Origin of the sequence: Aquisediminimonas profunda (genome assembly GCF_019443285.1) — a bacterium.
Taxonomy (GTDB): domain Bacteria; phylum Pseudomonadota; class Alphaproteobacteria; order Sphingomonadales; family Sphingomonadaceae; genus Aquisediminimonas; species Aquisediminimonas profunda.
In genome coordinates this window covers 3,286,394-3,309,253 of record NZ_CP080327.1, presented here as the reverse complement: position 1 = coordinate 3,309,253, position 22,860 = coordinate 3,286,394, and the positions used below count along the sequence as shown (strand labels likewise).

Sequence of the window (22,860 nt, the reverse complement as noted above, 5' to 3'; positions counted from 1 at the left end):
CTCGTCTCAAGCGGCCATGTTCTGCTTCGGGAACAGATGGCCCCTGAACAGCATCGAAATGGAGATGGCCAATGCTCGTTGCTCACAACTGCCTCGTTCTCGTGGCCGATGGCGGCTCTTACACCCTGTACCGGAATCGCGGTCATGGACTTGCGGTCGAATTGGAAACGCTTGTTACCGAGAACCAGAAAGTTCCGGATACGGCTGACTTGGGGACGGACCGCCCCGGACGCTCCTTTTCGAGCAGCGGTTCGCGCCGAAGCAATTATCAGGTGCCGGATTATCATCAGCGCGCAGAAGATGAGTTCATGAAAAAGGCTGCAGCCATGGTCACCGAGAGATTGGGCAAAGCGCCGGATGCTACCCTCGTCATCGTCGCTGCTCCAAAATCAATGAGCGCGCTCAGAAAGGCATTTGGTGACGCGGTACGAAGCCGGATCATTGCTGAAATTGCAAAAGATTATGCCGATCGGCCCTCAGCGGACATAGAGGAACTTCTGGTGCGGAGTTAGGGTTTGAGGCTTCAGCCACTGCCTGTCGTTTGATTGCCATCCTTCGGTTCGCGGAGCGCTTCCCGAAATCGCTCGAGACGTTCGCGATATCCTGCGGCATCGCCATATTCCAGAAAGTCGCGATAGCGGCTGTGCGGGTCACTGATGCGGATCGCGTGCTTGATGGGACACCAATATTGTTCAGTGCGGCTGCTGATTTCGCGGAGATATGCGACCAGACCATTGGCATAGCCGCAAAAGCCACAGTTCAAGGCTTCAATCCAGTTGAGATAGGCCAGGTGCTGTCGGTCGAAGGCGATAAAGTCCGAACGTTGCACCAAAGGTATCTTGTAAACCGGGAAGCAGATGCGTTGGTAGATGCTGGCCCAGATATCGATAAGGACGAGGGGCAAGATCAGCGAATAGATGACGGGGGCGGTCAGCAAGGTTGTTATTGGAGCGCGTGCGACAAGTGCCGCCGCGCTCAGGCGCAGGCGCCGATGTTGCGCCACAATTCCATGTTCGAACTCGACGAGCCGGTTCTGCAGATTCCAGCCCAGCGCCTTCCGGCGCTGTTCTATCTCGCGATCAAGTTCGCCCTGAAGCCTTACAATCTCGTTGGCGAGATCGCGCATTCGATGTGTCATTGATTCTTTTTCCGAAGCTGGGCGAGATCATGCCATTTGAATTGTTCGAGCCTTGTAAGCTTGCGGCCCGCGTGAACCGTGCGCGCGCGCAGATTATCCACGCTGCTGCGCTGCGATCGATTCATGCGTTTCAAATATGAGCGCACGGTTGCCTGATCGATTGCGTTCAACGGCGACAAGTCGATGTGCTTGCAACGTCCAAAGACAGAGAGATCGTTGAGTTCGCCCAGTCGATCCTGCAGTTTTTCCTGCGCGTCCAGAAGTGTTTCCAGATGACGTCTGCTCTGAGGAGTCTGGAAGAGCGAAGAGAAGAACTCGGTGCCATATCGGTAGCTCTTCAGGCGAATTCGCAAACGATGCCGCCGGCGGTTGCCGAGTTTCGAGACGCGCCGGCAATCTTTTTCCACTCGGCTGCGCAATGTCTGCAATGATTCTGCAGCAAATTTTGAGAGCGCGCGTTCCTTTTCCGTCGCAGCCGAGCCGGCCACGCCGTTGGTCTCGATCCAGATGCCAGTGCACAAGAGCATATCCTGAAAGGAGCGGCTGCCCAATAAGGCTCCTATCTCGCCATAACGCTGGTCACGCACGCGCTTGAGGAGCGAGAGCACCAGATTGGCGTCACCGGATTCTTTGGGGGTCCCAGACGTTATGGTCTCCAACAAGACGTCAATGATCCGGGCCTGGCCGAGGGACTCTGCGACGGCCTTCCACTGAGCACGCAAGGTGGCCCCCGGTCTTTCATTGATGACACGACCAAAAATTGAAGCCGCAACGCGCAGTCGCCGTAGCGCGACGCGACATTGATGCACGGCTTCTGCATCGCGTTGATCGATGACCACAAGATAGTTGTTTATAAGGTGGCCCAGACAATTCCATGCAATAGCCTGAAATGCGGTCCTGACCAGCATGTCACTTTTCAGCGATACGGGTACTGCCTTCGACGCGGCCATTTCGAGTCCGTCAGCAAGATCGAATGCCCGCGCGCACTTGCTGCTCGACGACCAGGCCAGCTTGAAACCCGGGGGCAGGTCCCGGATAAACTGGAGCAGCGTGGCCAGGTTTCCCCGCTTGAGCTCAAGTTCCAGTTCAGAAATATTTTTGGAATGGCCTGCTGCCTCGATTGTCCCGAAATCAAATGCCAACTCAATTCTTGCACCATTGCGTTCCAAGGTACGTTGGAGACGCTCGACCTTTGTGGTCGCAATCTCTCTTAGATCTTCACCTCCTGCCAAAGTTTCCAGGCTCTCGCGGTTGCTTTTTGGAAACGCCTTGATGTCCAACTTTGGTCGGTCGAGGAGGCAGGTCTTTTCAAGCTGGACAGCAAATGATGGGCCGTCCCTGGCATTGGTTTTGATGGTCTGCTCAACCTTCCCGTGTCCGGTGCGCAGCCTCAGTCTGACACCGGCCTTGGCCAGACGCCTGTCGCGAGTGTCGAAGTAGGTCGTAACCAGAGATTGGGAAGCCTCCCGCCCTCTCAGATTCGGATTCCGTTTCAATTCAGCGAGCGAATCCGAATCCGTTATCAACTTGATTTCGGTTTCCTTGACGGTCCTTGCACTATTCCGAGGTCTTCCCATCGAAATGTTCCTCCGCAACATCGGCGATGGTCGTGTGGATCACCCTGTCGCGATGCTCAGGCGGCCCATAGATTGTGTAGAGCCTGAGGAACTTCTTTCCGGTATTTTTCAGATTGTGCCTCGCGCCTGCAGGGACAATGATGCCGGTTCCCGCCTTGATCTTGCTTGGAGTGCCATCGATGATGATGACGCCTTTGCCTTTTTCCAGACGAAAGAACTGGTCATGACCGTCGTGGACCTCTTCGCCAATCTCCTCGCCAGGGGCCAGCGTCATCAGCACAAGCTGAATATGTTTTCCCGTATAGAGAACCCGGCGAAAATCATGATTGCCCTCGGTTTGGGCCTCAATGTCATCGATAAAACCCTTCACAGCATCTTACTCCGTTCCGTTAGAATCATAACTTGCGCGACGTATTCAGGCACGGAACGCGGGTGCTGCGCGGCGAACAATGCCTTTCTGACACGTTACCTATGCAAAGCATTTGAACCGCGCAGCCCGTGCTCTCTTAGGCTTCGATGGCGATCTTCCTGCTCTGCGGCTTGGCAGCTTCATTCTTGCCTATCGCTATGGAGAGTATGCCATTCTTGAACTTCGCAGAGATTGCGCCTTCATCTGCATCTTGGGGCAGCGCCACTTGACGACTGAATGAGCCATAGCGCCGCTCGCTCAGCAGATAGCCCTCTTCCTTTCGCTCGGTTTCTTCCTTTTTTTCGCCGGTGATGGAGAGCACGCCATCCGCTATACTGATTTCGACGTCCTTTTCAGTTAAACCGGGAAGTTCGGCAGTAAGCTTGTATGCCTTTCCATCGTCGGCCATTTCAAGGGCAGGTACCGGCATAGCCTTGGGCATCGCGAAATTGAATGCACTTCGCGAAGGACGACCGAAATCCTCAAAAAGTCGGTCGATTTCGCTTCGCAGCCAACCGACGGGGCCAACATCAAAGGCAGGCATTCTTGCTGCGGTTGTTGGCTTCGCAACAGCCTTGGTTGCATCATTCATGACTGATCTCCTTTCCACAAATATGGAACTCAGACCTGAAACTGCGCCTCCATGTCTCGCGGGCTCAAGACTGCTCTCACATCCAGTTGATCATTGAGCAGGCCGGCAGCGGGGGGGGGAGGACACCGACCTTCTGACAAAAATACCAACCGAGACTTGGATGACCGCAATCATGAACAGCGCATCACGCCTGAGTCATTGGCAAGACTATTTTGCGGCAGGCGAATGCAAAATCGGTAAAGCTACTTAGTCGATCAAGATGCGCCTGCGATGACATGTCTCGATCACGGCTGGCGGTTTCGTAAAGCCGACGACCCTGCCTGACGCAATCAATGAGCGCCGGGTTCGGCAGGATCACCCCTTGCATTTGCGTTCGGGGAGATGTGGAGCGCATTGGCAATATCAGTCCAAGCCAGAAGCTTGAAATTCTGCGGATTGGGACGGTTATCGTTATCCTGCGCAACAAAAAGCCCGCCTGGAAAGTTTGGACCGAAGTCGCCTATCACCAGTTCGATACCATCTGTGTGACTGGTACCATCAAGTCCTCCGTCTGCGATTCGGAACCTGCCCGCGAAACTGTTGTCATCCAGTCGATAAAGCACATAGCTATCCGACCCCTGACTGGAGGCGACCAGATATCCTCCATCATTTCCATAAGCTGCGATGGCCAGCCCCTCGATATCGGGTACGAGGCGGGACTTGTCGGCGCTTGCAATCAGGGTCGGCGTGCTCGAAGCATCGGGGTCCGCGCCCCAGCGCCAGATTGCGGTATCCCGTTCGGCTACATAGATACTCTTCGTCCGGTCATCAGCAACGCAACCTTCGGCATTGCTTTTCAGCTTCAGCGTTCGAACCGCTTTGGCTCGGATTTCTTTGGTTGCAAGGTCCAGTGAAACCTGTTCGATGGCTCCGTTTCGGAACACATTGAATGCCCAAAGCTTGCCCTCATGTTGATAGAGGCAAAAGCCATATGCTCTCTCGTCTCCACCCGGAACCCGGCCAATTGGTATGAGATTAGGCGTGCTCGTATCGAGCAAATAAAGTGAAATCATTGCAGCCTTGTCATTGCCGTCCGACGCCGCAACCACTGTTCGTCGTTCGCCATCCACAATGATGTCATTGCGCAAATCCACGTTGTTGATTTTTCCTGCTTCGACAAATGCGCGGATATGACCCTCGAGGTCGAACAAAGTGAGGCCCAACTTCTTGTTCGTCCCCACGATCAAGCTTCTTGAAGGGTCTTGGTGGTCAATCCAGATTGCTATGTCGTCGGCATCGTCACCATGGCTGCGGCTCAGGGTTTCCGTTTCTCGCCGCGCAAATACTTCGGCGATTGTGCCATCCGAACTTGCTTTTGGGGCAGCCGCGCCCGCCATTGCTGCGCAGAAGGCAGGCGTCAGCAGTGTGCGTGCCAATGAAACCATCCTGGCCTTGCTCCGAACCATTTTGCTGCGAATTGTGTGGACGAGAACATGACTCTCGTCATGGCCGCTATACGTAATCCAGCGGAGGCTCGTGCGCGCGCACATGCGGCATTGCCCTAAAGTGCAAAGAAGGACCATGTACGCGAACACGAGGCGACTTCGCATGGCACTGTCAGTGCCATCCCCAGATGGCAGGACGCGCGGCGTTCCTCTTGTCTTGCGCTACCCCGCCCCCTAGACCCTCCTGCATCGGTCCTCCAGGAGGCGAACCATGGCTTATCGCGACTCTCGCCCTGCATTCAATTTTCAACGTCGAAGCATATTGCGGGCGGGGACCTTGGGCGCGCTTGCCTTCACTTCCGCTGGTCGAGCCCTTGCCGCGTCCCATGCAGAACCGGACCTGCTGGTCTTTAACGCCAAGGTCCACACAGTCGATCCGGGTCTGCCGGAGGCCCAGGCCGTCGCAATCGCGGGCGACCGAATTCTTGCCGTCGGCACCGATGCCGAAATCCGGGCCCTTGCGACCCCGCGGACGAGACTGCTCGATGCCAGGGGAATGGCCCTGTTGCCGGGCTTTATCGACTGCCACCTCCACCCCGTTGGCGAAGTCCTGCTCAACGACGTTCTTGTGGGCAATCCCTACGACGTCGAATTTGTTTCGATCGACACGATTGTCGCGCGTCTGCGCGAGCGCGCCAGTCGTACGCCCCCGGGGGAATGGATCCGCGGCTATTTCTTTGATGATACCAAAGTCACTGACAAGCGCAGCCTGACCCGCGCAGACCTTGACCGGGTGTCGACCCGGCATCCCGTGTTTGTCCAGCATCGTGGCGGACATTCGATGTTCTTCAACTCCGCTGCCTTTGCTCTTGCCGGGATAACCCGAGACACGCCCGATCCGGCAGGCGGGACCATCGGGCGCAATGCCAAGGGGGAGCCTGACGGGCGTGTGACCGATAATGCGATGGACCTGTTCTACAGGGACAGCGTCAGACCACCGATCGAAGTGGCTCCAAGCCTTGAATGCGCGATTGAGGCAGCCGCCTTCATGTCGCAGCAGTTCGTGCGCTACGGCCTGACCAGCGTGCACCATTCGGGCGGCAGCTTTGCCGCTCTCCGGGCAATCCGCGCGCAGGGAAAGCTGGTCCACCGGGCCAATTATGAGAGCGAACCCGCCATGGTCGACAGCCTGATCGCGGCCGGCATCGGTACCGGTTTCGGCGACGAATGGCTGCGCATCGGTACCACCGCCGAACACATGGCTGACGGATCCTTCTCTGAGCGCACCATGGCCTTGAGCCACCCCTATCGTGGCTCCAAGCCGCCTTACTCGGGTAATATTGCTGAAAGCCAGGATGCAGCCGATGCCTGGGTGGAGCGCATGCTCAAATCTGGCATGCGTCCCAACATCCATGCCAATGGCGATGTGGGGATCGATCGGGCACTCAAGGCCTATGAGCGTTCCGCTGCGCTGATTGCGCAGACCGGTCTCAGGCCCAAGATCACGCATTGCACATACGTCAATCCCGACCTGATACGCCGGATCAAGGCGATCGGCGCCACGCCGCAGCCGTTTACCAGCTATCTCTACTACAATTCCGACAAGTTCGCTTTTTATGGCGAAGAGATGATGCGCAGTTGCCTCGCATTCCGGGACTTCCTCGATGCGGGCATTCCGGTCGCGGCGGGTTCGGATTTCTCCCCCGGGCCCTTCGCTCCGCTGCTCGGCATTCAGGGCATGGTCACGCGCACGGGCTGGGATGGCAAGACCTGGGGCGCAAACCAGCGCGTCACTGTCGCAGAGGCGATCCGGATCTACACGCTGCACGGCGCGATGGCCTCGGACGAAGGCCATCTGAAGGGGTCGATCACGCCTGGCAAACTTGCTGATTTTGTCCTGCTTGAGGAAGACCCGCACGAGGTCGCCCAGGACCGCATTCGTCAGATCAAGGTTGCTGCGACCTATACCGGCGGCAAAGAGGTTTTTCGCGGCTGAGCCGATACTGAAATAACGTCCGCCGCTGCGATTGCTGCGGCGGCGGACCAATTTGCGTCTAGACTGTCATGTGTTTCAGCTGGCTTGCCCGGTCGTGGCCTGACTCGACTGAAGCGAACGCTTCCTCGATGATTCTGCGTGTGCCACCAGAGATCTTGTTGTCCCTGAGCGCCTCTTCGAATTTTTCCTTGATGTGGTCTTCACCGCGTTCAACTTCCGCGATGATTGCAACATCGTCACGCGCAACGAGCATTTCCCTCAGGTTCATGAACGTGCGATGGGCCGCACCGAGAAAGCTGCTGTCATGTTCAGGATCGCCGCCCAGGCGTTCGACTTCTGCTTGCATCAGGCTCGCGACACGACTGCGATCGCTGGCAAACTCGGCAAAGAATGTATTGAACTGCGGGTTCTGTGTATCAACGCCGGCTTCGGCAAAGCCCTTTTGACTGTCCAATGTCGTTTTGATCAGGTTGTTCAATATGCCGATGTCGTGATTGTTTTCCATTACTCTACTCCTCATGTGGAATGCACTAAACACGCCAGATGACGAATTGTTCTGCCGGTGCAAAAGGTTGCGCTGAGGGGAAGGATTTGGAAGGCCGGTGCCTTGCATTTCCTGTCGTCTGCTTTGGCGGTCCGCAACGGTGTTCCAAGCCCGAGCCGAACGCCCTGATCTGCGCGATCCGGCATGGAACCAATGCAGACATCAGAGGTTTTATCATTGCCTTGTGCCCGACGCGATGTGCGTTTCGGGAGGAAGCGGAGGACATGGATGATGAAACGGCTACTTATAGCACTTGCGTTGACGAGCGGATTTCTTCTCACAGCTTGCAATACGATGCATGGCGCAGCTGCTGATGTTAAATCGGTTGGTGATTGCGCCGACGGCAAGAAGGGCAATTGCTGATCTGCTTGTGACTGTTGGCGGCCGTCGCTCTGGAGCGTTGCTCCTGCCTTGACAGGTCGGCCGCCAACCACGTTCATCCACTGCAGTTTATAGGCACTCGCGGGAGCATGATACCGATCCGCAGAAGGTCCTGATCTCACTCGCCTTACGTGGGATTTTCTATTTTGCCGCGATGACGCACCTATCGATTCAGCGGGTCGATACAATGGCGTGATGACCCTGCCTGGCATCTTCAGCCTTCGCTGCGGCTGGCCTGTTGATCATCGTAAGCGGCGAGGTCGCTGCATTCCAGATTTCACTGTGATCAATATCCAGCCGAAGAACGGCAAGATCCCGATCGTCCCGGCCGCCATCATACCAGGCTGCAATGTGTGGTGACCAAAGACGGTCGATCAAGGCTTCGTCGTGCTCGGCCCGGATTGTGCCCAAGATGCGCGCAAACAAGTCTTGAGACTTGTTCATATAATGTGCAACCGCCAAGCCTTCATCACTCAGGCGACAGTGGGGAGTCGTGAAGATCCACAGAGACGTATGGTCCTGGCCGTCTCTGTGCACTGTCATGGGCACATCGCTCGCATCATCATTCAACAAACCAACAAAGGCAAAAGCAGAAGGCGCGAGCTCGTTCCATAACCGCTGCTCAAGATCGGCAGACGCAGAGTCATTCATCACAGTTTCCTCAATTTCGAAGTACAAACATCTAGCAAGCCAAGGTTGTGGCAAGCTCCGGTCTGGGTAAATTTCCGGCCTTCGCGAGCGCCAGCAATTCAGCCTTGCGCGCGGCGAGTTGGCCTCCAATTTCTTCAAGATCGATGTCACTCTTCTTTGCCTGCGCAAACATCCCGTCGCGCGGCATTTCCTCTTCCTTCACGTGGTGTTGTATCTCTTCGCTGAGCACAGACACTTTCGCCTTGTAGAATGGATCGGAGGGATCGGCATCGCGCAGCTGCAGGATAAGCGCCTTTGCGCCGTCGTGCTCGACATAGGCTTCATCGATCAGATCATCGTCGGCGTTGCCACGGAGCGCTGGATAGAGGATTTCCTCTTCGATCATCGCATGAATGGTCAATTCATCGCAAATTTGGGCGACCAGCTTGGCTTGTGCGGCAGGTGCCGTCGTCCCTTCGAATTTGCTGAAGAGATCAGCCACCTTGAGGTGGTCTGCAACCAGAAGAGTGACGGCGTTCTCGGATTTCTTGGTCATGTTGGTCTCCTTAGTCTGCCAAAAACAAACGTCGGTCGCATATGTTCCAAGCGAAGTTCCGGCGCGGCATCTTGAAACAGGATGCGCCATTGGGACTCGGAGACGGGAATGGCGCAGGGGCAGAATGAGAAGATCAGCCAGGCGACTGGCTGAGCCTCATGCGATCGGTTCGGACATTCGTCGATTGCTAATGCTTGTAGGTGAGCGTCACCTCGCCGAACATTTCGCGCAAGAGTGCATCGCCTGAGTCCACGCTGCGCGGTGGCGCCTTGCCTGCAAACGGCGCGCCACGTTCGGCGTAATTCAGGGTGTAGATCGTTTCCCTGTCGCGAAAGACATAAATGAAATCCTGCTCGCCTGCACCTTTCATGGCGAGTGGATAAGCACCTGCAGGAAGCGACCCGCAGCCATTGGCGACGATGGATCGCTTGAGGTCGCCGGCCAGGGTGCGCTCTCCGTCGTCACGGTATATTGGGCCATTTCTGCATGCCGCCGGATAGAATGCGCGGCGCGCAATCGCTGCCGTGGGCTCTGGCGATCGACCAAGGCCGCGATAGGCCTGGATTGTCACCATCCGGGTCCATGTGGCGAGGCTTTGGCCCTGCGGGATAAATTCCATCAAAAGATTTACCGTGTTGCGCTGGTTGGTCACGAGCTGCATCTTTTCCGGCAGCATGAACGACAATGTCGGGCCAAACAGTTCAACCCGAAAGACCCGCTTGGGTGTCACGGTCGCTGACCTCTGACCTGCTGCGGACGACGCAAGGAGCGCGCCTAACACCAAGAAACAGACCTTCGATTTCATGACCCGCGCCTTTTGAGGACGAAATACATCACCAGCATCAGTCCACCCAGCCCCCCCATTGCCGCCCCAAGCACCGATGTGATGGTCTTCGCTGCTTCAGCGGGACTCGTGGTGGTCGTCATTGCACCGCTGGAGATTTGTGCCAGCAGATAGAGACCCAGGGCTGCAAGCAGTGTTTCGAAGACGCCACAAAGAATGAGAATGCGTTTGGACGGTTTCACTCGGCTCTCCCAAGACGTTTTGCGAACATTCCTGCACAAGGCGCCAGTTTGGCACAGCATCGTGGCGGGCGCTAGCGGTCACCGTCAGGCAGCGTCTTGATCGGCTTGTGCGCGCCATGTGCGTTCGGATATGGGCTTGAAACGGAAGTTGCTTACGCGAACCTGGTGCTCGGCCAGTTTCGGAGGAGAGAAGACATGAGATTGGCCGCGAAGCGCCGGATATACGGACTGTGTGCCGCGATAGGCTTTGGCTGTCTTGCTGTTCCACATGCCGCAAATGCCGAGGATCTTCTCTTGAAGCGTCGTCTCGACCAGGCAGGCATGAAATATGAGGTGGACAAGGATGGCGACTATAAGGTGACCATCAGCTTCGGGAGAGAGAAGCGAACCCAAATGGTGTTCGTGTCCGGCTCAACCGAGACGCTGGGAGGTATGACCATAAGGCGGATTTTCTCGCCTGCCGCAATTATCGCGACCGATGGCATCACCGGCAACAGGGCGCTCGAGCTTCTGCGGGAAAGTCGCACCAACAAACTTGGCTCATGGGAGATTGAAGGCGCGAACCTGTATCTCGTGGTCAAACTGCCCGATACGTTGACGACTGCGCAACTCCAGGCGGTCATGATGGCTACAGCGTCGCTAGCCGACGATATGGAAATCAAGCTGAGTGGAGATCGCGATTCGCTTTAAGACGTCGGGCAGAACAGCGGACGGGTAAAGAGTCTTGCAACTTCGGCCGATACCCATCGGCATGTCCATCAATCCGGCGTCATCAAGGCTATCATGCGGGAGAATACGGCCTGATGCAGCGGGGTGTCGAATTCACATCCGATGATGTACCGATGATCCCAAGCGACCTTGGCGGCAAAAATCTCGAAATCAGGAAATTTGAGCCATACGCGCTGCCCCCTGTGCAGGATGTATGGCCATTCCGTGCAGAAGCCTTGACGCGACAAATCGCGCAGGGTGACTTTCGCGGCGCTGCCTCCCGGCACGCGCAATGTTGCGCCGTCGACCATCAGTAACACGCGAGGCTCTGCACGTCCGTCGGATGGCTGGGTATTCATTTATGAATCCTCGTTTGGCGCAAGCACCAAATGCCTCCAAAACAAGATATGTGGATAAATGTTCCCGTAGGTGCAAAAGAATTTGTGATGCGCTGAAGGGATGCCACCCCGGCTTGACAGTGCATCTGGCTCAGTAGGCGGAAGGGCAGGGTGCCACGCTATTGCGCCGGCGTCGCCCGAGCGGCGATCAGTCCGTCACAATGCCTTCCAGTCGCGCCTTGAGCTGGAGGCCAAGCAGGCGACAGTAAAACCGCGCCTGCGCCAGGTTGCCGCCCATGAACCACAAGCCTTGCTGAGCAGTCGGCTTCCACATGTTGCGCAATTCACCCTCCCAAGGTCCGGGGTCGCCCTTGAAGCCCGAGCCATAGCCCCAACATCTTCCGATCTTTGCAGCAACATCTTCACCAATCAGCCGCGCGACCCATTGCTCCATCGACCCGAAGCCGGTGGCATAGACAATCAGGTCTGCCTCGATGTGGCTGCCATCGGCAAAGGCGATGCCGGTTTCGGTGAGATGGGAGATTTCAGTCCCTGACTTAAGCGCGATGCGTCCGTCAGCGATCATGTCGGACGCGCCGACATCGATATAATAGCCCGATGCTGAACGCAGATACTTGCCGCTTATCCCGGCGCCATCTTCCGCGAAGTCGAGGCGAAAGCCAGCCTTTTCAAGACGTTCGTAGAACGGTGCCTCCGCTTCGCGGATCGCGGCCCATGTCCGGCGCGCGCCAATTTCCTGCAGGCGTATCGGTGCCGAGGCGCCGAGCAGATCCGCACGATCGGTGGTGATGCCGGCATCCACGGCTTCCTGCGAATAGATTGGCTTGAGCATGACATCGGTCATTGAGTGCTGACGAACGATATGGGTGGACGATCGCTGGACCATCGTGGCTTTCGCACCATGGACGACAAGATCCGCACAAATGTCATGAGCACTGTTGTTGGCGCCAATCACGACAACGCGCTTGCCTTCAAGGTCATCTCCGCCTGGGTGGGCGCTGGAGTGATATTGTGGTCCCCTGAAATGCTCCTGCCCTTCAATTTCGGGCACGATCGGAAAGCCTGCATTGCCAAGCGCCATGACCAGATGGGCAGGTTGCAAATCCATTGTCTCGCTACCTCGGCGCACGCATGCCTGCCACGTGCCCGTTGCGGAATCGTGCCTGGCGGAGACAAGTTCCGTCTCGGTCCACACGTTCAATTCCATCACACCAGCATAATGTTCCAGCCAGTCGCCCATCTTGTCCTTCGGCGTATAGACTGGCCAGTGATCGGGGAAGGGCAGGTACGGCATGTGATCGTACCACACCGGATCATGCAGCGTCAGAGACTTGTACCGCGAACGCCACTGGTCTCCAACCCGGGGATGTTTGTCGATCAGCAGATGCGGCACGCCCAGTAGCCGCAGTGTCGCGCCAATGGCTAGTCCCGCCTGTCCGGCACCGACCACAAGCACATAGGGTTGCTTGGTAATGCCCATCGTTGCCTGTTCATTTAGCAGCAAATCCCGCCAGTTGCGGCCTGACGGATCATCGAAAATGCCGTTTTCACGGCGGTAGCGAAGCGGGAATTCATGGCCTCTCAGATCACCAAGCATGGTGAACAAGGTCAACGCCTTGCCCTCAACGAGACGGAGGTAACCCTGGCAGCTGCCTGTTGACGTTTCGAACGCAATGAAGCCCTCGCTTGCGCCAGCTTCCGCCTCGGTCGTCCAGTTGCGCGGTGCGGCGCGACCAGCGTGAGCAACCGCGAATGCGCCAATCGCCTCGGCACCCTCATGCGTAGCCAGTGTCCATTCAAACGCAAGAAAGTCTCGCCAAAATCCGGTCGGCAGGAACTTTTCGGCAATTGCAGCTTCGTTTCCGGCCAAGAGTGCTTCGTTGAAGCTGGCCAGCCAGCTGGCGACGTCAGTCAAGGCAAATCCTCCATTACACTTTCGTTCCGCATTGAGCAGGGAAGCATCGTCAAAGCAACTGCACAGGATCGCTATTCAGCGTCTGGCGGCGCAGTCGCTCTGTGCAACTTCGGTGACTCTTGCTCTGATAGTGCGTTGCAATCGTTGGCGAGCACGGTTGCAGGGGGATGTCGCCGACAAATTTGGACTATGCTGCCTAGGCGGGCTAAATCCTTCAGAGAGTTTGTGGAGATTGTCGGCCTGCCGGCAATGCTGCGCGTGCCTTGGCGACTGAAGCTGCGGAGCCAAGGCAAGACCATTCTGGAATGCGATTTTATTGACGGAAAATTCAATAATGGCCAAAGACTTGGGAATGCCCGTGCGCCCTGACATAATTCGCTGCGATCACTCCGGAACGACGATTGCTTTCGACCTGCGGCGTGGCGATGCAGAGCCATTTTACATTGGGGATAGTCTCCCACAAGACGAGAACCTGATGGTCCTTGCCGACCTGCAGCGGCGGGGGAAGCGACCGGCTCAGCCAGATTGCGCGCCACCCCGTTCGCTTCTTCCGCAGGGCGGGTGGGGTTATGGATTGACGCCGGCGGTGAGGCTCTCGCGCGCCGGCATTGCAATCGACACATGCTATACATTGCAGGAAGCCAGCGCGACGCGCGATTGTGCAAGGTTCGTACACCGCGATGAGGACCAGGGCATTGTTGTGGAAACGATCTGGGTTTTGACGCAATCCGGCATAGTGCGATCCGAGACTTCTTTGAGAAACATCGGAAAATTGCCGCTTGAGGTCATCGGGCTGGCCTCGCTGGCTCTGCCGCTGCCCGGCTGGGCAAGTGATGTAAACCGGTACTCGGGACGATGGGCAGGAGAAATGCAACAGCAGCGTGTCGCAATCCGGCAAGGTGACATCGCAAGCACCTCCTATGGCGGTCGACCGGGATTCGGCGGCGGGAACTGGATACGAATTGAGTCATCCGACGCGCGCGAGGACCGGGGCCATGCGATCGCCGCCCATCTGGCCTGGAGCGGCGATCATTATCTGTTCGTGGAACGCACTGTCGATAGCGATGCGAACCTGCTTATGGGCGCCCGGCTGGAACCGGGCGAAGTTCGTTTGGCTCCCGGCGAGCGCTGGTCTGCGCCTGCAGCCCTGTTTGCAGTGAGCGGCAGCGGAATCGGCCCGACCCGGCACGCCTTTCACCGCTATGCCCTGACCCAAACCATCGTCCCATCAGCGGCGATGACACAGCGAAAAGTCCATCTCAACAGTTGGGAGGCCCTCGGCTTCGATCTCGATCTGCCGAAGCTGCTCGCGCTTGCCGATGCAGCGGCAGCCGTTGGGGTAGAGCGTTTCGTCCTTGATGACGGATGGTTCAGGGGTCGGCGTGATGACAGCTCAAGCCTTGGCGATTGGGAACCGGATCCGGAAATCTTCCCGGATGGGTTGGCTCCGCTCATTGCCCATGTGCATGACCGTGGCATGGATTTCGGGCTTTGGGTGGAACCTGAAATGGTCAGCCCGCACAGCGACCTTTACCGGGAGAATCCGGATTGGTGCCTGCATGTGCCGGGGCAGCCGAGGCCAACACAGCGAAACCAGCTGGTGCTCGACCTGACACGAAGCGATGTGTGCGAGTATCTCTTTGAACGGCTCGACCATCTACTCGCGAACAATTCAATCGCCTATTTGAAATGGGATCACAACCGCGATCTTTTTCCATCTGCCGGCAAGGGATATGCGCAGGTGCTCGCCCTCTATGCGCTGTTGGACCGGTTGCGATCAGCCCACCCACAGGTCGAGATTGAAACATGTGCCAGCGGCGGTGGCAGGGTCGATTTCGAAATCCTGAAACGCTGTGCTCGCTTCTGGGCCAGCGACAATAACGATGCATTGGAACGATTGGGCATCAATGCGGGCTGGTTTGATTTCCTGCCACTCAGGATTGTCGGCAATCATGTCGGTCCGTCGCCAAATCCGATTACCGGCCGACGCCTGTCCATGGACTTTCGAGCCAAGGTTGCCGTGTTTGGCCACATGGGGGTCGAAGCCAATCCGGCAGAAATGGGTGAGCGAGAGCGTGCAATACTTGCTGCTCATGTTTCACTCTACAAACTGTGGCGAGAGGTTGTGCATGGCGGAGAATTGAGGAAGATCGATTTGCTGGCGCCGGGGATGTTCGGTTGGCTGGCCTGGGCGGGCGACAAGGGCCTGGCGTTGGTTGCGCAAACCCGGTTGCACGCAGAATTCAACGCACCCGCCGTGCGGCTGACAGGGCTGGATCCAGACAGTTCCTATCGCATCCAACTCTTGCAACCACTTTCCCGACGGTCGATGGCCGCTCTTGGCGGGCCACTGGCAAGTCCGGATGGAATGGTGCTTTCAGGGCGTTTCCTCTGTGAATCCGGCTTGCTGCTCCCGCTGTTGCAGCCGGAAACTGCCGTGCTGATTTCTGTCGAGCAGATGCAATGATCGTTCGCCCAAAAGACTTGAGGAACTGAATCAGGAATCGCGCTGTGTGCGGCCCCTTGCCAGAACAGCTGCACGTTGCGCCTCTACGTCTTTTGCCTCAACCTTGCTGTTGGCGGCTGTCGAATAGTCGTGTTCAAAGGAAAGGGCTTCACCAAAGGACCGGTCGTAGCCTTCATTGATGAGATGCTTGTAGGATTGCACCATTTCTGGAGCAATGGACGCAATATCTTCGGCCAGTGCAATGGCTGTCGGCAACAGCGCTTCCGGCGCGACGACACGGTTGACCAGTCCCCAGGCACAGGCCGTTTCGGCATCAAGGAAATTGCCCGTAAGCGAGAGTTCCTTGGCGCGGGAAATGCCGATAATGCGCGACAGCTTTTGCGACAGGCCCCAGCCCGGCAGGATTCCGACCCGCGCATGCGTATCTGCAAAGCGTGCGTTGGTTGAAGCAATCAATATGTCACAGGCCAGTGCCACCTCGAAGCCGCCCGTGATCGCAACACCGTTGATCGCGCCAATAACGGGCTTGCGACATGCCTCAATGGCCTTGACTGGATTTTCCTCTGCGCGTTCTGCATTGGCGGCGCCCAGATTGCTGGTGTCGGAGCCAAGTTCCTTCAGGTCCAGCCCGGCCGTAAAGGCGCGATTGCCCGCGCCGGTCAGGATCACCGCCCGCACCTTTTCGTCCGCATCGACGGCACGCATTGCGCTTGCCAGTTGCACACGCAGCGCCGCAGACAAGGCATTCATGGCTTCCGGGCGATTGAGGGTCAGAATCGCGACTGCGCCGTCAATGTCGGTCGTAACGAGTGTCTGGGACATGGCGATACTCCATTCGAGTGGATTGGTGTCAGCATAGGACCCGCTTGATGGGCAAGCTCGGTCGCTTCGAGATCGCGATGAGGGCAAATGCGCGGAACTGCAATCGGTGCAAAGCATCTCCTAAAGAAATTGCCATAAGCGCCTCGCTCCTGTTTGGATGTGCGCTGCAGCTCGAACCTGTGCATATTTCCGAGGGTCATCCAAAGTGAGCAAATGAATCCCCTATTGATCGCGAGACTCCTGTGGACAGATCAAAGAGGAAGCTTGGCAGTTGAGAAACATGTTCGCATTGGACCAACAGAAGGCATAACACAGCGACGATTCGGGCGCTGGCACGATATCGAAACGACGGGAGGGAACATGTTCAAGACACGGTTGACCGAAATGTTTGGCGTCGAAACGCCGATCTGCATGGGCGGCATGACGGGCGTCGGATATGGCGATCTTGTTGCGGCCGTGGCAGAGGCAGGGGCGCTCGGGTTCATCACCGCCCACATGTTTCCGTCAGGTCAGGCACTGTTTGACGAAATCGAGCGAACCAGAAAAATGACGTCCAAGCCTTTTGGCGTAAACCTCACGCTGCTCCCGTCGATCAATCCCATACCTTATGACGATTATCGTGAGGCCATCATCGCCTCCGGGATCAAGATTGTCGAAACCGCCGGACGCGCCCCGACGGATCACTTGCCACGATTCAAGGACAATGGCGTGAAGGTCATCCACAAATGCACGTCGGTCCGCCATTCGGTTTCCGCTGTGAAGAAAGGCGTGGACGTCATCTCGATTGACGGTTTCGAATGCGCCGGCCACCCCGGCGAAGACGATGTCGGATTGGTCGTCCTCCTGCCGGCGACGGTCGATGCCTTGCCAGACACACCGATCATTGCATCGGGCGGAATGGCGGACGGGCGCAGTCTCGTCGCAGCGCTCGCGTTGGGTGCCGACGGGATCAATATGGGCACGCGCTTTTGCGCGACGGTCGAAGCAAAGATTCACGACAATGTGAAGCGTCGCATCGTTGAAAATACCGAGCTGGATACTGTGCTTGTCGGCAGGACACTTCGGAACACTGCGCGCGTTGCGCGAAATGCTGTCTCCGAAGAAGTCGCCCGAATTCAGCAGGATCCTACAAAGACATTCGACGATGTGAAGGAATTGATGGCGGGCCAAAGAGCCCGGGCCAATGTTCTTGGCGAGGGTGATATCGACGGCGGGATCTGGACCAGCGGGCAAAGCCAGGCGCTGATCCACGATATTCCGACCTGCAAGGATCTTGTGGCCAACATCATGAAGCAGGCGGAGTCAGTGCGCGCAAGGCTATGACGTCACGACGTCACCCTTGATCTCTCTTGGACGGATCAAGGTATCGCTGCGGGAATCTCGGACACAGTGCTTCGAACAGTTATCGGCGAGCGCATGTCTCATGCGCCCCGCTCAAGCGCCGCGACGATATGTTGGGCAAGGCGATGGGCAGTCTGAGAAAGTCCGGGCGCTTCGATCAGCGCGATTTCCGTATCATACAGGGAGGGCAATCCGGGGTTGTCGACAATCGGCGTCAGATAGGGCGGCACCATTTCGCGCGGTAGCACCGTGATCCCGAGGCCAGCATTGACGGCCGATTGACTGCCCGCAAGGCTGGTCGAAGTATAGGCCACGCGCCATTTTCGACCGATGGCATCGAGCGCAGCAATTGCCCTCTTGCGATAAACGCACGGCTCGGGTGAGACAATCAGCGGCACTGTCTCGAGCCCCTCTGCCGCCAGCGGATCGCGTGCCACCCAGACCAGCGGCTCCCGCCAGACCCGCACGCCTTCAAGGGGGGCTGAAGGTTCCCGCTTTATCAGCACAAGATCGAATGCGCCGTCGTGAAAACTGTCGAGCAGATTGAGTGTAAGGTCGCATGTGACAGCGAGTTCAACCAAGGGGTGCGCTTCCGCAAAGGCGGCAAGCACGGAGGGCAGGTGGGCCGTGGCAAAATCCTCCGGCACGCCAAGCCGAACCTGCCCGGTCATGGTTGGCTCGAAGAGCTCTGCGATCGCTGCATCGTTGACGCGAAGCATCTGCCGGGCGGGCCCAAGCAAGCGTTCCCCTTCGGGAGTGAGGCTCAATGATCTCGGCGTTCGAAGGAAGACGGCACGCCCAATCTGGTCTTCAAGCCGCTTGACCTGCAAACTGATCGTCGATTGCGTTCTCCCCAAACGATCCCCCGCACGCGTAAAACTTCCGGTTTCGACAATGGAAACAAAGGAGCGAAGAAGGTCGAGATCCAGTGTCTTGATTGTTGGCATCCTGTCATTCCAGCATTAGTCATTTCATTTGTCAATGTTTGATATTTGAATAACTCGTTTTATCAATGATACTGCTGCCGCTAGTGCGATTCCCGAAAGGGGATCCCCATGCAGCATTCAAGATTTCAGCAAACAGTCTCGACAGGCCTCATGATTTCGTGCGTGCTTTGGGCAGGTTTGGCAGCCTCTGTGGCTTGGATGTTCGCTTTTCCGTCGCTCGGAAAAGAAATCGGCGTTTCATTGTCGATCGGAATGCTCACGCTCTTTGTAGGCGCGATCGTCTCGTCCTTCTCCTCGAGGTACATGCGTTCCGATCAGCGCTCGACGCGGTTTTTCCTTATGCTTGGGTTGTTGGTCGCGAGCGTCTTGATCACTGTATTCAGCGCCAATCTTTTGATCCTCGCGTTGGCCTGGTGCACCAGCAGCGTGCTGCTTGCAAAACTGGTTGGCCATTGCGCAGACTGGGACGAAGCCTTGGCGGCAAAGCGGCGCACCCAGCTCGCTTTCGCGATAGGCGACGTTTCACTTGTTGCGGCGCTGTCCATTCTTGGCTGGCAAGCAGGCACGCTGCAGCTCGAGGTGGTGCTGTCCACCGTTTCCGAGATCCCTGCGCCGCTGGCGACAGCGGCAGCGCTCTTGCTCGTCATCGCGGCTGCTGCCCGCTGCGCCTTGCCTCCGTTCTCCGGCTGGCTGCTCTCCTCGATGAGTGCGCCGACACCGGTCTCCGCCCTCATGCATGCAGGGCTGGTGAATGCGGGCGGCTTCCTGTTGATCCGCTTTGCCCCTCTGCTGGAAGCTGCACCGTCTGCCCGAATTGTCACGATCGCGATTGGCCTTTTCGCAGCGATCTACGGGCTCGGAATCATGATGGTCCGGACAGACATCAAGCGGACACTCGCGGGTTCGACGGTATCTCAGATGGGCTTCATGATCATGAGTTGCGGCCTGGGCGCCTATGCGGCCGCGCTATGGCACATAGTTGCGCACGGTCTGTTCAAGGCCTGGCTGTTCCTTGGATCCGGTTCGGCAATCGGCATGAAGAGCGAAAGCCAGCGTGGGTCCCTGTCGAACGCAGCGACGGCCGCAATCGCAATTGGCACACTTTGCATTGCCGTCTCATACCTGGTCGTCGGGAATGGCAGTGCAAGCCTGGTGCCCCTGCTGCTTGGCATGGCAACTGCCATGGCGACGATGATTGCCTGCCTGGGCAGCGTGTCCTCATTGAGGACAAAGCTGTCGTTCCTGCTGCTCATGGCCGCCTTGGCCGCATTCCATACCGTCGGACTTTCCATTGCCCATTCGGCGGTCGGCGCCGACGCGCAGGCGCTGGTACCAAACTGGGCTCTGCTTGCCTTGCTGGCAACGTTTCTCGGTTGCTGGGTCTGGCAGCAACATCGCCTCTTGTCCGGGGCGGGCCTTCCTGCGCGCCTCTTCGTCCACCTCATCAATGCCGGCGCCTTGAAGGCGACCAGAAAGGGAGAAGCAGCATGAACATGATGGCACCTATAGCGATCGTTGAGCCGGTTCTGACGCGAACAGAAGTTGCAGGTCTGGTTTCTCTCGCTGCTCGAACGGTCCCGCCAATCTGGCCATTGGAAAGCGCCATTGCGGTCAATCCCCTTGCCGGGTTCGAAGAGTTGCCGTTCGAACAGGCGGTCAGTGCGGCCGCGCAGCGCTTCTCTGCGCGCGAGAACTTGCCCGTTGATCAATGGCGCACGCTTCTTCGGGCCGGCAGCATTGATCAAAAGGTTCTGCGCGACGTTGCAATCCAGGAATTGGGCGGCTTGAATTCTGCTTTTGAATTGATCGGCCCAGACGTCTCGCGGCTGGATTTGTTGATGGCGCGTCTGCTTGATTTGCCGGTCGGTGCGGGTGTGACAAGGCCAGCGATGTTGTCTCCCGATGCGGACTTCATTGCCAAATGGTGTGCCGCCTTTTTCGATCAGGGTCGGGCGGCGAGCCCGATGCCCAATCGCGGGTTGGGATTCTATCGGTCGGTACTGGCGATAGCTGGGCATGACTCCGAATTCCGCAGATTGACGGGAGATGTCGGTCAGAAGCTTCTTCTCAGCATCCCGCGGGATCCGCTTGAGGCCATTGCCGAAGGTTTCGCAGCCCTTGGCATCTGCCATGGCGAGGAGGAGGATCTGCTTGCAGGATATGTGGCCCGGCTGCCCGGTTGGGCGGGGCACATCCGTTGGCGCAACGAACATGCCGACCCAGAATATGCGGCGGGTGCACCTGCAGGCATGGCTGACCTGTTGGCCCTGTGGATGCTTCTGGACCGCAGTGGTGCCATCTCGACAGGCGAGGCTCGCACTGCGCCTTCCGATGTCTCGGCCCAACTGGCGGAGCGGTTCAACCTGACGAGTGACATTCTTGAAAATGCGCACGAAGCTGGACGCCGCCATTTCAACGAGATTGCAAATCTTGATGAAGGCAAGCTTGGCAGGATGTTCATGCTTGCAGCTGAAACATCATACCGCAACGCGGTCGTGCCGCAGCTTCGGGCTGCAGCGGACGCACCGGGTTCAGATGAGGTTGCGGAGGCCCAGCTGGTCTTCTGTATCGACGTGCGTTCGGAATCATTTCGGCGAGCGCTGGAAGCTGAGGGGCGCTATGAGACGTTCGGCTACGCTGGCTTCTTTGGCTTGCCGATCGCACTCCACAAGGTCGGCAAGAGCCGTCGGACCCGTCTCCTTCCAGTTTTGTTGTCGCCGCAGCATGATGTGGACGAAGGGCCGGCTGTCGGACGCGAGCGTGAGGCGGAAATGGTCGAGCAAAATGCGGAGCGGACACAGCACACCGCAAACCTGTTCGATATTGCCAAGCAGGGTTCAGCGACTGCCTTCACCACGGCAGAAGTTACCGGCCCGTTGGCCGGCCTGCTGATGGCGGCAAATACGATCGCACCGAAATTTGTCGAACGTGCAGTGTCCCGGCTCAGGCCACCCCGTGAAGACGCATTCGCGCCTTCTCTCGAGAAACATGCAGACCATGGCGTGCACCCTGCTTTTACCTTCGAGGAAAAGGTCGGCTATGCAACGGCGCTGTTTAAGCTGACAGGCATGAAGACGCCCACGGCGCGACTTGTAGCTCTGGTCGGCCACGGCGGGAGCGCGGTCAATAATCCCTATGCAGCCGCCCTGGATTGCGGTGCATGCGGTGGCCATGCCGGGGGTTCCAACGCCCGGATCCTGACGGCCATCCTCAATGATCTGGACGTGCGCGCCGAACTGGCGAAAAGGGGGATGAATATTCCTGACACCACCCGCTTCATCGCCGCAGAGCACAATACGACGACGGACGAGGTTTTCATATTCGATCAGGCCACCATCCCGGAAAGTCATCGCCCAGACCTGAGTGCGTTGATGACCAGCCTTGCCAGGGCGGGATCGGCCAATCGGGAGCGTCGTTCAGTCCTGCTCGGACGAAGCGCCAGCGACGTGCTGACCGGTGCGGTGCACTGGGGCGAGGTCAGGCCGGAATGGGGGCTCGCACGAAATGCAGCTTTCATTGTCGGCCCGCGGTCCTTGACGCGCTCCATCGATCTTGAAGGCCGGGCCTTCCTGCATAGTTACGACTGGCAGAGCGATACCGACGGGTCAGCCTTGACCACAATTCTGACTGCACCGATGGTCGTCGCCCAATGGATCAATTGCCAATATCTGTTCTCGACAATCGACAATGATCGTTATGGATCGGGCAACAAGATCACGCAGAATGTCGTCGGAGGGATTGGCGTCCTTCAGGGCAATGGGGGCGACTTGAAGGTTGGCCTGCCGATGCAGTCGTTGTTTGGTGACGATGGCACCGCATTTCACGTGCCGCAGCGCCTGTTGACGGTTGTCCTCGCACCATTTGATCTGGTGGAGTCGGTTGTTGCATCGAACGACATCCTTGAACGACTTTTCGGAAATGGTTGGGTTTCACTCGTGGTGATCGATCCCGAGACCGGGAAGGCCCTGCGGTGGCGCCGGAATTGCGAACTTTCTGAATCCGCTGCCACTCATCAATCATTATAAACT

Annotated in this window: 21 protein-coding genes; 7 read left to right on the top strand and 14 right to left on the bottom strand. The window is 57.5% G+C overall.

The window, feature by feature from the left end; genetic code table 11:
- Positions 1-71: 71 nt before the first annotated feature.
- Positions 72-512, top strand: coding sequence for a baeRF12 domain-containing protein (locus K0O24_RS16185; protein WP_219893718.1), 441 nt, complete (start codon positions 72-74; stop codon positions 510-512).
- Between the two features lie 11 nt (positions 513-523).
- Here the strand turns inward: K0O24_RS16185 and K0O24_RS16180 are convergent, their stop codons facing one another.
- The 5 genes from K0O24_RS16180 to K0O24_RS16160 all read right to left on the bottom strand — a co-directional run bounded on the left by K0O24_RS16180 (position 524) and on the right by K0O24_RS16160 (position 5,140).
- Positions 524-1,138 (bottom strand): hypothetical protein, encoded by a 615-nt coding sequence (locus tag K0O24_RS16180; protein ID WP_219893717.1) that lies wholly within the window; start codon positions 1,136-1,138, stop codon positions 524-526.
- A complete protein-coding gene (locus K0O24_RS16175; protein ID WP_219893716.1) occupies positions 1,135-2,715 on the bottom strand; it encodes a CYTH and CHAD domain-containing protein in 1,581 nt (526 codons plus the stop codon). Before K0O24_RS16175 ends, K0O24_RS16180 begins: the two co-directional genes overlap by 4 nt.
- The gene (locus K0O24_RS16170; protein WP_219893715.1) at positions 2,696-3,085 is read right to left on the bottom strand and encodes a cupin domain-containing protein; all 390 of its coding nucleotides are present in this window, start codon (positions 3,083-3,085) and stop codon (positions 2,696-2,698) included. The genes K0O24_RS16175 and K0O24_RS16170 overlap by 20 nt, the downstream gene beginning before the upstream one ends.
- 136 nt (positions 3,086-3,221) lie before the next feature.
- The gene (locus K0O24_RS16165) at positions 3,222-3,716 is read right to left on the bottom strand and encodes an Hsp20/alpha crystallin family protein (RefSeq protein WP_246611057.1); all 495 of its coding nucleotides are present in this window, start codon (positions 3,714-3,716) and stop codon (positions 3,222-3,224) included.
- Between the two features lie 329 nt (positions 3,717-4,045).
- Positions 4,046-5,140, bottom strand: coding sequence for a phytase (locus K0O24_RS16160; protein WP_425514782.1), 1,095 nt, complete (start codon positions 5,138-5,140; stop codon positions 4,046-4,048).
- Between the two features lie 271 nt (positions 5,141-5,411).
- Here K0O24_RS16160 and K0O24_RS16155 point away from each other — a divergent pair, with 271 nt between their 5' ends.
- Positions 5,412-7,136 carry an amidohydrolase gene (locus K0O24_RS16155; protein ID WP_219893713.1) on the top strand — a complete coding sequence of 575 codons (1,725 nt, stop codon included), beginning with the start codon at positions 5,412-5,414 and terminating at the stop codon, positions 7,134-7,136.
- A 58-nt stretch (positions 7,137-7,194) separates the two neighbouring features.
- Here the strand turns inward: K0O24_RS16155 and K0O24_RS16150 are convergent, their stop codons facing one another.
- The 5 genes from K0O24_RS16150 to K0O24_RS16130 form a co-directional block, all read right to left on the bottom strand.
- Entirely contained in the window at positions 7,195-7,641 is a 447-nt protein-coding gene (locus tag K0O24_RS16150; RefSeq protein WP_219893712.1) for a ferritin-like domain-containing protein, read from the bottom strand.
- Positions 7,642-8,232: 591 nt separating this feature from the next.
- Positions 8,233-8,712 (bottom strand): pyridoxamine 5'-phosphate oxidase family protein, encoded by a 480-nt coding sequence (locus tag K0O24_RS16145; protein ID WP_219893711.1) that lies wholly within the window; start codon positions 8,710-8,712, stop codon positions 8,233-8,235.
- A gap of 31 nt (positions 8,713-8,743) precedes the next feature.
- Positions 8,744-9,247, bottom strand: a complete 504-nt coding sequence (locus tag K0O24_RS16140) for a hemerythrin domain-containing protein (protein WP_219893710.1) — start codon at positions 9,245-9,247, stop codon at positions 8,744-8,746.
- A gap of 187 nt (positions 9,248-9,434) precedes the next feature.
- Positions 9,435-9,977: a hypothetical protein gene (locus tag K0O24_RS16135; protein WP_219893709.1), complete on the bottom strand. Its 543-nt coding sequence runs from the start codon at positions 9,975-9,977 to the stop codon at positions 9,435-9,437.
- A 71-nt stretch (positions 9,978-10,048) separates the two neighbouring features.
- Positions 10,049-10,273, bottom strand: a complete 225-nt coding sequence (locus tag K0O24_RS16130; protein WP_219893708.1) for a hypothetical protein — start codon at positions 10,271-10,273, stop codon at positions 10,049-10,051.
- A gap of 195 nt (positions 10,274-10,468) precedes the next feature.
- On the opposite strand from K0O24_RS16130, the gene K0O24_RS16125 reads away from it, so the two are divergent.
- Entirely contained in the window at positions 10,469-10,963 is a 495-nt protein-coding gene (locus tag K0O24_RS16125; protein ID WP_219893707.1) for a hypothetical protein, read from the top strand.
- A 68-nt stretch (positions 10,964-11,031) separates the two neighbouring features.
- On the opposite strand, the gene K0O24_RS16120 is transcribed toward K0O24_RS16125, so the two are convergent.
- Both K0O24_RS16120 and K0O24_RS16115 read right to left on the bottom strand, forming a co-directional pair.
- Positions 11,032-11,340, bottom strand: coding sequence for a PilZ domain-containing protein (locus K0O24_RS16120; protein ID WP_219893706.1), 309 nt, complete (start codon positions 11,338-11,340; stop codon positions 11,032-11,034).
- A gap of 187 nt (positions 11,341-11,527) precedes the next feature.
- Positions 11,528-13,255 carry a flavin-containing monooxygenase gene (locus K0O24_RS16115; RefSeq protein WP_219893705.1) on the bottom strand — a complete coding sequence of 576 codons (1,728 nt, stop codon included), beginning with the start codon at positions 13,253-13,255 and terminating at the stop codon, positions 11,528-11,530.
- Between the two features lie 334 nt (positions 13,256-13,589).
- On the opposite strand from K0O24_RS16115, the gene K0O24_RS16110 reads away from it, so the two are divergent.
- Complete coding sequence (locus K0O24_RS16110) at positions 13,590-15,722, top strand: alpha-galactosidase (RefSeq protein ID WP_219893704.1); 2,133 nt, start codon at positions 13,590-13,592, stop codon at positions 15,720-15,722.
- Between the two features lie 30 nt (positions 15,723-15,752).
- Here K0O24_RS16110 and K0O24_RS16105 read toward each other — a convergent pair whose 3' ends face one another.
- Positions 15,753-16,544 (bottom strand): enoyl-CoA hydratase, encoded by a 792-nt coding sequence (locus tag K0O24_RS16105; RefSeq protein WP_219893703.1) that lies wholly within the window; start codon positions 16,542-16,544, stop codon positions 15,753-15,755.
- A gap of 360 nt (positions 16,545-16,904) precedes the next feature.
- Between K0O24_RS16105 and K0O24_RS16100 the strand changes: the two genes are divergently transcribed.
- On the top strand, positions 16,905-17,867 hold the full coding sequence (locus tag K0O24_RS16100; RefSeq protein ID WP_219895688.1) for an NAD(P)H-dependent flavin oxidoreductase: 963 nt from the start codon (positions 16,905-16,907) through the stop codon (positions 17,865-17,867).
- Positions 17,868-17,965: 98 nt separating this feature from the next.
- On the opposite strand, the gene K0O24_RS16095 is transcribed toward K0O24_RS16100, so the two are convergent.
- Positions 17,966-18,832: a LysR substrate-binding domain-containing protein gene (locus K0O24_RS16095; protein ID WP_219893702.1), complete on the bottom strand. Its 867-nt coding sequence runs from the start codon at positions 18,830-18,832 to the stop codon at positions 17,966-17,968.
- A gap of 198 nt (positions 18,833-19,030) precedes the next feature.
- Here K0O24_RS16095 and K0O24_RS16090 point away from each other — a divergent pair, with 198 nt between their 5' ends.
- Positions 19,031-20,323: a proton-conducting transporter transmembrane domain-containing protein gene (locus tag K0O24_RS16090; protein ID WP_219893701.1), complete on the top strand. Its 1,293-nt coding sequence runs from the start codon at positions 19,031-19,033 to the stop codon at positions 20,321-20,323.
- Positions 20,320-22,857: a DUF2309 domain-containing protein gene (locus tag K0O24_RS16085; RefSeq protein ID WP_219893700.1), complete on the top strand. Its 2,538-nt coding sequence runs from the start codon at positions 20,320-20,322 to the stop codon at positions 22,855-22,857. The genes K0O24_RS16090 and K0O24_RS16085 overlap by 4 nt, the downstream gene beginning before the upstream one ends.
- Positions 22,858-22,860: the final 3 nt, after the last annotated feature.

What these genes read in the sequence shown, in the direction of transcription:
- K0O24_RS16185 (WP_219893718.1), top strand. Translation starts at nt 72, where the DNA reads ATGCTCGTTGCTCACAACTGCCTCGTTCTCGTGGCCGATGGCGGCTCT.
- K0O24_RS16180 (WP_219893717.1), bottom strand. Translation starts at nt 1,138, where the DNA reads ATGACACATCGAATGCGCGATCTCGCCAACGAGATTGTAAGGCTTCAG.
- K0O24_RS16175 (WP_219893716.1), bottom strand. Translation starts at nt 2,715, where the DNA reads ATGGGAAGACCTCGGAATAGTGCAAGGACCGTCAAGGAAACCGAAATC.
- K0O24_RS16165 (WP_246611057.1), bottom strand. Translation starts at nt 3,716, where the DNA reads ATGAATGATGCAACCAAGGCTGTTGCGAAGCCAACAACCGCAGCAAGA.
- K0O24_RS16160 (WP_425514782.1), bottom strand. Translation starts at nt 5,140, where the DNA reads ATGGTTTCATTGGCACGCACACTGCTGACGCCTGCCTTCTGCGCAGCA.
- K0O24_RS16155 (WP_219893713.1), top strand. Translation starts at nt 5,412, where the DNA reads ATGGCTTATCGCGACTCTCGCCCTGCATTCAATTTTCAACGTCGAAGC.
- K0O24_RS16150 (WP_219893712.1), bottom strand. Translation starts at nt 7,641, where the DNA reads ATGGAAAACAATCACGACATCGGCATATTGAACAACCTGATCAAAACG.
- K0O24_RS16145 (WP_219893711.1), bottom strand. Translation starts at nt 8,712, where the DNA reads ATGAATGACTCTGCGTCTGCCGATCTTGAGCAGCGGTTATGGAACGAG.
- K0O24_RS16140 (WP_219893710.1), bottom strand. Translation starts at nt 9,247, where the DNA reads ATGACCAAGAAATCCGAGAACGCCGTCACTCTTCTGGTTGCAGACCAC.
- K0O24_RS16125 (WP_219893707.1), top strand. Translation starts at nt 10,469, where the DNA reads ATGAGATTGGCCGCGAAGCGCCGGATATACGGACTGTGTGCCGCGATA.
- K0O24_RS16120 (WP_219893706.1), bottom strand. Translation starts at nt 11,340, where the DNA reads ATGAATACCCAGCCATCCGACGGACGTGCAGAGCCTCGCGTGTTACTG.
- K0O24_RS16110 (WP_219893704.1), top strand. Translation starts at nt 13,590, where the DNA reads ATGGCCAAAGACTTGGGAATGCCCGTGCGCCCTGACATAATTCGCTGC.
- K0O24_RS16105 (WP_219893703.1), bottom strand. Translation starts at nt 16,544, where the DNA reads ATGTCCCAGACACTCGTTACGACCGACATTGACGGCGCAGTCGCGATT.
- K0O24_RS16100 (WP_219895688.1), top strand. Translation starts at nt 16,905, where the DNA reads ATGTTCAAGACACGGTTGACCGAAATGTTTGGCGTCGAAACGCCGATC.
- K0O24_RS16095 (WP_219893702.1), bottom strand. Translation starts at nt 18,832, where the DNA reads ATGCCAACAATCAAGACACTGGATCTCGACCTTCTTCGCTCCTTTGTT.
- K0O24_RS16090 (WP_219893701.1), top strand. Translation starts at nt 19,031, where the DNA reads ATGTTCGCTTTTCCGTCGCTCGGAAAAGAAATCGGCGTTTCATTGTCG.
- K0O24_RS16085 (WP_219893700.1), top strand. Translation starts at nt 20,320, where the DNA reads ATGAACATGATGGCACCTATAGCGATCGTTGAGCCGGTTCTGACGCGA.